The following is a 6,720-nucleotide window of genomic DNA, read 5'->3' as shown; positions in this document are numbered from 1 at the left end:
TTTAATACTCAAAAAAATATAGTCAAGACGTTCTGTCAATTATATTACTACAGAAAGCTTCCCATTCTGGGATTTTTGTAACAATAAGTAAGCTACCTTTAGTAGAAAAGGGCAGCTTATTTAATTTTAATTACCTTTGTGGAATTTCTTGGTTACCTATAAGTCTCAAAAACCGTTATTTTCCTAGCTTTTTAATATCCCGTAATCAAGAGATACCCTGAAAATGAATAATGCAGCACTATAACTCTTAGGGCGTTGCCCTGCCGAATGGCATACCCAGCAAGGGCATTATGCCCCTGCACCCCACCAGTTCGCCACTGGAAGGCAGGGAAAGCAAGACTGCTTTCCGCTTGCAAGAGCGTATACCGTGTCATTGTGTCAAGTCCGAACAGCTCCTTATCCTCACTCCGTTCCGGTACCGCAGTTCAGACCTGACTCCATTCCCGCACCCTATCGTAAAACAAACAGAAATACTGTTTAAATCGATTTTAATTACAATTTGGCACAATTCCTCATAAATAACATTAAAATTGATTTAAAGACCATTTCCGTTCGTTTTAGGGCATATTGCTGAAAAACAGACAATAGCAAACAAAATAATACAGCCCAAACCGCCTGCCATTGACATTTTGCCATGTAATTGCAATAATATTATTGCTAAGAACCAGCAGGGTGCTTTATTAAGCTTCCCATTCTGGGCTCATATTCAGTTAAAATAAGCTGCCTATTCTGCCAAGACAAGAATTTAGGGCAGCTTATTTATTATATATATTTAAATAAATATTAATATATATATAACTATAGCTATCTCATATCTTATCTATCTATCTATCTAAAACTAGAGAATAGAGAAAATAGGGGAGTGTGAGGGGGAAGAGGAGAAAGGAGAGCCGCCAGAAAACCAAATTTTGGTTTTCTAGAAGAACGAAATTCATCCTTCAAGAAATATTGCTCAATTTTTTATAAAAAATATAAAATCTGATAAACACGGGAATACTTGCAAATGGCTAAGGCATATGCTATATTATGCTTAAGGCAAAATGAAATAAACGACTTGCAAAAGTCAACAAAGCAAAACCCCCATGAGTTCGCACCTCATGGGGGTTTTTATTCCGTTTTGGCAAGGTGGCTTATACCTTAGGCTAGTTGCCGGTTATTTCTTAGTGTCTAGCCATTTGCAAACGTAATAGGCAATCACGCTTGCCAGGACAGAAAGAAAAAATGAAATAAACTGTTCTTGCAAAGTCAACCCTCCCTCCTGTGCCTGTCTGGGAGTGGCAACGATACGATTATATCATAACAAAAAGATTATTTCATCGCTTTAGAAAAATAATTTCCCCTTTCTTCTTGTTGCTCTAAGAAATTAATCAGTTTTGGTAAATCCTCTTTTTCAATCGGCTGTTTTAGTACAGATTCAACGGCTGCTCCTACTTCAATCAATCGTTTCGTGCGTTTCTTCCGTTCCGCACTTGCTTTCTGTGCTAAAAGTTTCTTCTCTTTCGCTTTTAATTCTTCTTTTTGTTTTTTTAACTTTTCCAAACGCTCGTCTATACTAGCCATAATATTATCTCCTTTCTATTTTTTATATAATACCATATCTTGAGTCGCAAGAAAAGATGTGATACTATCTACCTTAGTAAGTCCCTTAGTTTTACTAAGGGCGCACTTACAGACACACTTCGTATGTCTATAAGTGCGCTCTCCGAGGGGAAGATGATGGAGGATTAAAAATGGCGATTTATCATTGCTCAATCAAAAACATAGGACGGTCTGACGGAAGAAGTGCAGTTGCTTGTTCTGCATATCGTGCTGCACAAAAATTGAGAGATAAAGAAACAGGACTCCTCTATGATTTCACAAAGAAATCAGAAGTAATATATTCTAAAATATTTTTATGCAAAAATGCTCCGGCTGCATATGTAGATAGAGAAACCCTTTGGAACGAAGTACAGAAGATTGAAAAAAATAAAAATGCAAGGCTCGCAAGAGAGTGGGAACTGGCGATTCCTCACGAATTAACATTTGAGCAAAGCAAAAAATTAGTATGCGATTTTGCAAAAACACTTGTTGATGAAGGAATGTGTGTTGATGTAAATATTCACTGGAAAAATAATAATCATCATGCTCACATTATGGGGACTACAAGACAGATAAAAGAAAATGGGAAATGGGGGCAGAAAGAAAAGAAAGTTTATAAACTAGACGAGAATGGACAGAAGATAGCTGTGCTTGATGCAGATGGAAAACAGAAGATTGGAGCTAATGGGCGAAAGCTATGGCAGAGAGAAGCTGTAGAAACTAACGATTGGAATAAATCTGACAAAGTAGAAGAATGGAGAAAAAGATGGGCAGAGTGTTGCAATCAATATTTAGATCTAAAAAATCAGGTAGACCATCGAAGCTATGAAAGACAAGGGATAGATTATATAGCAACGATTCATGAGGGGTATACAGCACGTTTGATTGAAAAGCGAGGTGGCATCGCTGAACGCTGCGAAATAAATAGAGAAATCGTTAAAAAGAATAATCTATTGCGGACATTAAGGCAGCAGCTTAGAGAAGTAAATGAAAAGATAACAGAATTGATTGGGGAGAAAGGAAAACAGGCGAATGAGCGAATCAGCAGATTACTCAACCGAGCAGGTAGAACAGCTCATCAACGAGCTAGAAACTCTCATCAGTCAGAACGAGGAACTATCGCAGGAGATAATAAACCTACAGGAACAACTTTCGAGGAAAGACTCTCAAAACTTAGAAGTGCTAGAACAAGCGGAACGCTGGAAAAAGAAAGCTTGCGGACTGGAAGAACAGATACAGAAGTTAAAACAAGAGATGTCAGAGAATTTATCAGCAAACTCGATGCTGATGAGCAAGCTTCAGCAGAAAAGCGAAACGATAAAATCGCTCAACGACGAGATAGGGAGATTTCAAGAGAGCGACAAGGTGCTAAAGGAGAATATAAACTTAAAGCTGCAGAACAAAGAACTACAGGAAGCAAAGAAAAAGGCTCTAACAGAAGTCTCTAAGATTAAGAATGCCTATGCAGAAAAAATACGTGCTTTAGATACAAAACAATGGGAGATTAAGAATGCAAAAAGAAATCAAAATGCTTTGATTCAGCGGAAAGCAGAAGAACTTTACACAGTTAAAAAACATACACAGCAGGCTCTTAATTTATCTTTCCTGCTCTATTCCTGTATCATAACTCTATTTAATGCAATACGCTCAGAAACGCTCAGAATGGATTCTGTGGCATTTTTAACACAGACATGGAACATTCTAAGGGTAATAGCTTTAAACGTCAAAAAAGCGGCTATACAAGCCTCAGAATGGGGCAGCAGGGTAAAAAAACAATCGTTAGCAATCGTTTTACATAATCTGCTGCCAGTCATTGTTGTACTAGCATCACTGGCACTCTTTGGATTTATAATATATATCCTCATAAAGCTTGGAAAAAGTTATAAAAAATATTTCTGGGATAACTTGAGTCTATTTATAACTTTCTTTAGCTTGGCCGGAATAGTATTTTTTGCAGACTTAATACGAAATATAATTTCAACAAATGTAATTTTATTATTTTTATTTACACAACTAATATATATATTTATTCGGTATTTTAAAATATTTATAAATAAATAATTACCAAAATATACTTGACATTCATAAAAAAAGGACTATATTACTCAATGAAAAGTACTTTAAAATTTATTTAAATATATTTAAATATTGTTTCTAATGATTATCAGCAAGTTAATTGAGGTGATTTTTATGTTTATGCTAGGAATGAAAGAAGCTTTTTTGAGCAACAATGTTGAATTAATAGGAATTATAGAACATGAGTTGAGGAAAAAAAATATTCCGTATAAAGTAAAAACCGTTAATTCCGGTGTTTTGAATAGAACTACTGGAACATTTGTAGGACGAGCTGGACAGTCATATAATGATCTTGATATTATGTATTATATATATTCAAAACCAAAATATGTATCCGAAATAAAGTTTATTGCAAATGATTGCCTCAATAAAACTAACTACTAAATGGATTATAAGAAAAGAGGTCTTCATCAATGAAAAATAAAATTTTTATTACGGCATCCATTTTAGCTATGTTATTTCAATGTGTACCAGCAAATGTATTTGCTGCGACATCACCGACACCAGTCGTAACAACTAGTGTTGTAATAAAAGATGAAAATAATGATAAAGTCCTGGAAGAGTATCAACTAGATACAGCTAATACCAAAGAGGTAGTAGATAAAAATGGAGATATTATTTATACAACTACGGCAACAGCAGGCGATTCCACTAATTTAAATAAATTTTCAAGAGCATCTCAAGTTGGTAGTAAAACATTTCATGGCTGGAAAGGAACAGTTAATATAAGCTATTCTGAGTCAGGAGAAAAGGCTAATTTAAAGAGCGCTTCTGCAAAATGGACACATGTAAGTGGTTCAACAGCAATTTCTAAATCAAAAGAATTTCATTATGGACAAGATTTGATGACAAATGCTCACAATGGTTATAAGAAATTTACAGGTTTAACTGTATCTGCTTCACCTAATTGGAAAAAAGGAAGATATGCTTACGGTGTTGGAAATAAAGTTGGAGCAAATGTATGTGCAAAAATAAGCGGAAAATATGTATATGTTTTTTGTGATGTTTCATTCTAAACATATAAACATATAAGTTAAATTATATTCAAAACTCATGAGTATTGAAAAAGCACGAAAACATACGGGTTTTCGTGCTTTTTTGCTTATCAAAACTTATTATCTTTTTTCTGCTTATGTAAGTAATCCATATAGCCGGCTGCAATAGATTCATCGGACATGACTTTAACGCTGCGTACATTGTTTTCTGCCAGATTAGAGAGTAAGTCGGGTGTAAGTTCACTTTCTGAAAATGCTATCTTTTGCCCGTCCAATTCAGATGGCACATCATATCCATTGAGAAATAAGTTATAAGCAGCTTCTTCTGAAACTCCTGTGTAAGCACTTATTTTCTCAACTTCTTTCATAACCAGTTTCATTTTTTCTGTCTGTTCTTCAGCAGACAATTTGTAGAGTTCTGATTTTCTCGTATATTTCCTCAAATCTTCCATAGTGTTCCTCCCAAAGTTGTACTAAAAACGTGATATTTAAAAAACACCTTTTTGCACTTATCTATCTCTTAACACTCGAACTCTCTTATTTTCCAATGCAGAGCCTTTAAGATCTGTTCCTGTAAGATACCAAATTCCTTTACCTGTAGACCAGTCCATTTCCATGTGTGTATCTACCCACTCCCCATTGATTTCTACCTGTAGACGGTTCCCACAGGAGAATCCATCAATCTCCCATAAATCTGTTACCAGAAGTCCATAACGGTCATTTTTGCGATTGTAACCCAATCTTCCCTCTTTGTATTCCATAACTATCCTTCTCTTTCCCTTTGTAGTAATTCTGCTCGTCTCTTATCGACCATTTCTGCCAGTTCCACAAGTAACTTCTCATGCTTTGCCTGTTTACGGTCCTGTCGTTTCTTCTTCCAGTTTCTAATTATCTCAATCATATAGTATATGCTGCTCCTTGCAATTTTATTACTGCAAAGGTTCTCCTTTTTTTATTCTCTCCGCATTAGCTTGTATTCGTTCTTGCTCAGCTAAAGGGATTTTACTCAAATCAATATGAGCTACTCCTTCAGCAAAGAATCTGAAGCCCTCTACAGTACGTCCCACTTTTATATTTTGATAAGTAATTTTCACACCTGCACAATCAAATATCTCTCTCAATGCCTTATCTAAAACTCTTTTCTTAAACTCTCCTACTTGTTTCAATTTATCAATGCAACCAGTTACTTTTCTTAACTCGGCTAAAGATATATCAAAACTGGTTGTTGCAGTTACACCTAATTTCTTACTTTTCATCTTCATTTGCATAAGATGCCAGATAGCCATACTATATGGTGAACGCATCTTCAGAAAATCATATAAAAGAGGTTGTGAAAAATTTCCTGTTAAATTCAATAAAAAATCTGTCATCTGTTTACTTATCTCAAATCTGATACTACCATTTTCTGTATATTGACACATATCAAATAATTGATATTTTCGCCATGATTTATTATTTTTTTCTTGAATTTTTACAAAACCTCGCATCAACTCATCTGTAACTACATCAGCTTCTTGATATACATGAGTAGGTGCTATTCCCATTAAATCGGCAAACTCTTTCACACCAATTTCATACTCATAAAATTCCGTATCTGTTTTTTTGCTTTGTGATATAGCAATATACAACAATTTTCTTGCTTTAAGACTTATACCTTCTAAACCGCAGGCTGTTATAAACTGGTTACTTGTCACAGTTCTTACACTTTCTTTTGTATTTAATTCTCTTTTCATATGTTACCCCCTTTAATTTTATCATAACATATTTAAAGACATATTTCAATAAAAATATGTCTTTAAAATCACTATATATTTTAGTGTAAAGTCTTTTTTAACATTTTATTCAATATTTTTCCACTTCCAAAAAGTACGCAAACGTCTTTTTGGAAGTACGTAAATGTCTTTTTTGAAGTACGTAAACGTCTTTTTAAAGTACGCAAACGTCTTTTTTAAAATTCAAATAGTACGGTTTTATGCGATTTTCAGTAATCCCTAAACGTATAAACGATAGAAACGTATATCTTATATATATTTTTATAAAAGCAAAATCCAATTAAAAAAATTGGAAATTA

Annotated in this window: 9 protein-coding genes; 4 read left to right on the top strand and 5 right to left on the bottom strand. The window is 34.4% G+C overall.

Going from position 1 to position 6,720, the window contains the following annotated elements:
• Window positions 1-1,308: 1,308 nt before the first annotated feature.
• Entirely contained in the window at window positions 1,309-1,560 is a 252-nt protein-coding gene (locus EUBHAL_RS11255; protein WP_005349640.1) for a hypothetical protein, read from the bottom strand.
• A gap of 170 nt (window positions 1,561-1,730) precedes the next feature.
• Between EUBHAL_RS11255 and mobQ the strand changes: the two genes are divergently transcribed.
• The 4 genes from mobQ (at window position 1,731) to EUBHAL_RS11240 (ending at window position 4,670) form a co-directional block, all read left to right on the top strand.
• Window positions 1,731-3,026, top strand: a complete 1,296-nt coding sequence (gene mobQ / locus EUBHAL_RS11250; RefSeq protein WP_005349638.1) for a MobQ family relaxase — start codon at window positions 1,731-1,733, stop codon at window positions 3,024-3,026.
• The gene (locus EUBHAL_RS14940; protein ID WP_005349635.1) at window positions 2,944-3,639 is read left to right on the top strand and encodes a DUF6040 family protein; all 696 of its coding nucleotides are present in this window, start codon (window positions 2,944-2,946) and stop codon (window positions 3,637-3,639) included. The genes mobQ and EUBHAL_RS14940 overlap by 83 nt, the downstream gene beginning before the upstream one ends.
• A gap of 135 nt (window positions 3,640-3,774) precedes the next feature.
• On the top strand, window positions 3,775-4,038 hold the full coding sequence (locus EUBHAL_RS11245) for a hypothetical protein (RefSeq protein WP_135960935.1): 264 nt from the start codon (window positions 3,775-3,777) through the stop codon (window positions 4,036-4,038).
• Window positions 4,039-4,067: 29 nt separating this feature from the next.
• On the top strand, window positions 4,068-4,670 hold the full coding sequence (locus tag EUBHAL_RS11240) for a hypothetical protein (protein WP_005349629.1): 603 nt from the start codon (window positions 4,068-4,070) through the stop codon (window positions 4,668-4,670).
• An 89-nt stretch (window positions 4,671-4,759) separates the two neighbouring features.
• Here the strand turns inward: EUBHAL_RS11240 and EUBHAL_RS11235 are convergent, their stop codons facing one another.
• Genes EUBHAL_RS11235 through EUBHAL_RS11225 form a run of 4 tightly spaced genes read right to left on the bottom strand, consistent with a single transcriptional unit; the run spans window position 4,760 to window position 6,382 of the window.
• Entirely contained in the window at window positions 4,760-5,101 is a 342-nt protein-coding gene (locus EUBHAL_RS11235; protein WP_005349626.1) for a hypothetical protein, read from the bottom strand.
• Between the two features lie 57 nt (window positions 5,102-5,158).
• Window positions 5,159-5,410, bottom strand: coding sequence for a DUF5348 domain-containing protein (locus EUBHAL_RS11230; protein WP_005349624.1), 252 nt, complete (start codon window positions 5,408-5,410; stop codon window positions 5,159-5,161).
• A 2-nt stretch (window positions 5,411-5,412) separates the two neighbouring features.
• Entirely contained in the window at window positions 5,413-5,550 is a 138-nt protein-coding gene (locus EUBHAL_RS15940) for a hypothetical protein (RefSeq protein WP_005349623.1), read from the bottom strand.
• A gap of 28 nt (window positions 5,551-5,578) precedes the next feature.
• Entirely contained in the window at window positions 5,579-6,382 is an 804-nt protein-coding gene (locus tag EUBHAL_RS11225; RefSeq protein WP_005349611.1) for a replication initiation protein, read from the bottom strand.
• Window positions 6,383-6,720 lie beyond the last annotated feature (338 nt).

This window comes from Anaerobutyricum hallii DSM 3353, assembly GCF_000173975.1.
Lineage (GTDB): Bacteria > Bacillota > Clostridia > Lachnospirales > Lachnospiraceae > Anaerobutyricum > Anaerobutyricum hallii.
The sequence above is the reverse complement of the archived record's forward strand: the minus strand, read 5'-3'. Positions and strand labels throughout refer to the sequence as shown.

Excerpts from the sequence above, each read along its gene's own strand:
- EUBHAL_RS11225 (WP_005349611.1), bottom strand. The coding sequence starts at position 6,382 with ATGAAAAGAGAATTAAATACAAAAGAAAGTGTAAGAACTGTGACAAGT.
- EUBHAL_RS15940 (WP_005349623.1), bottom strand. The coding sequence starts at position 5,550 with ATGATTGAGATAATTAGAAACTGGAAGAAGAAACGACAGGACCGTAAA.
- EUBHAL_RS11255 (WP_005349640.1), bottom strand. The coding sequence starts at position 1,560 with ATGGCTAGTATAGACGAGCGTTTGGAAAAGTTAAAAAAACAAAAAGAA.
- EUBHAL_RS11240 (WP_005349629.1), top strand. The coding sequence starts at position 4,068 with ATGAAAAATAAAATTTTTATTACGGCATCCATTTTAGCTATGTTATTT.
- EUBHAL_RS11230 (WP_005349624.1), bottom strand. The coding sequence starts at position 5,410 with ATGGAATACAAAGAGGGAAGATTGGGTTACAATCGCAAAAATGACCGT.
- EUBHAL_RS11235 (WP_005349626.1), bottom strand. The coding sequence starts at position 5,101 with ATGGAAGATTTGAGGAAATATACGAGAAAATCAGAACTCTACAAATTG.
- mobQ (WP_005349638.1), top strand. The coding sequence starts at position 1,731 with ATGGCGATTTATCATTGCTCAATCAAAAACATAGGACGGTCTGACGGA.
- EUBHAL_RS11245 (WP_135960935.1), top strand. The coding sequence starts at position 3,775 with ATGCTAGGAATGAAAGAAGCTTTTTTGAGCAACAATGTTGAATTAATA.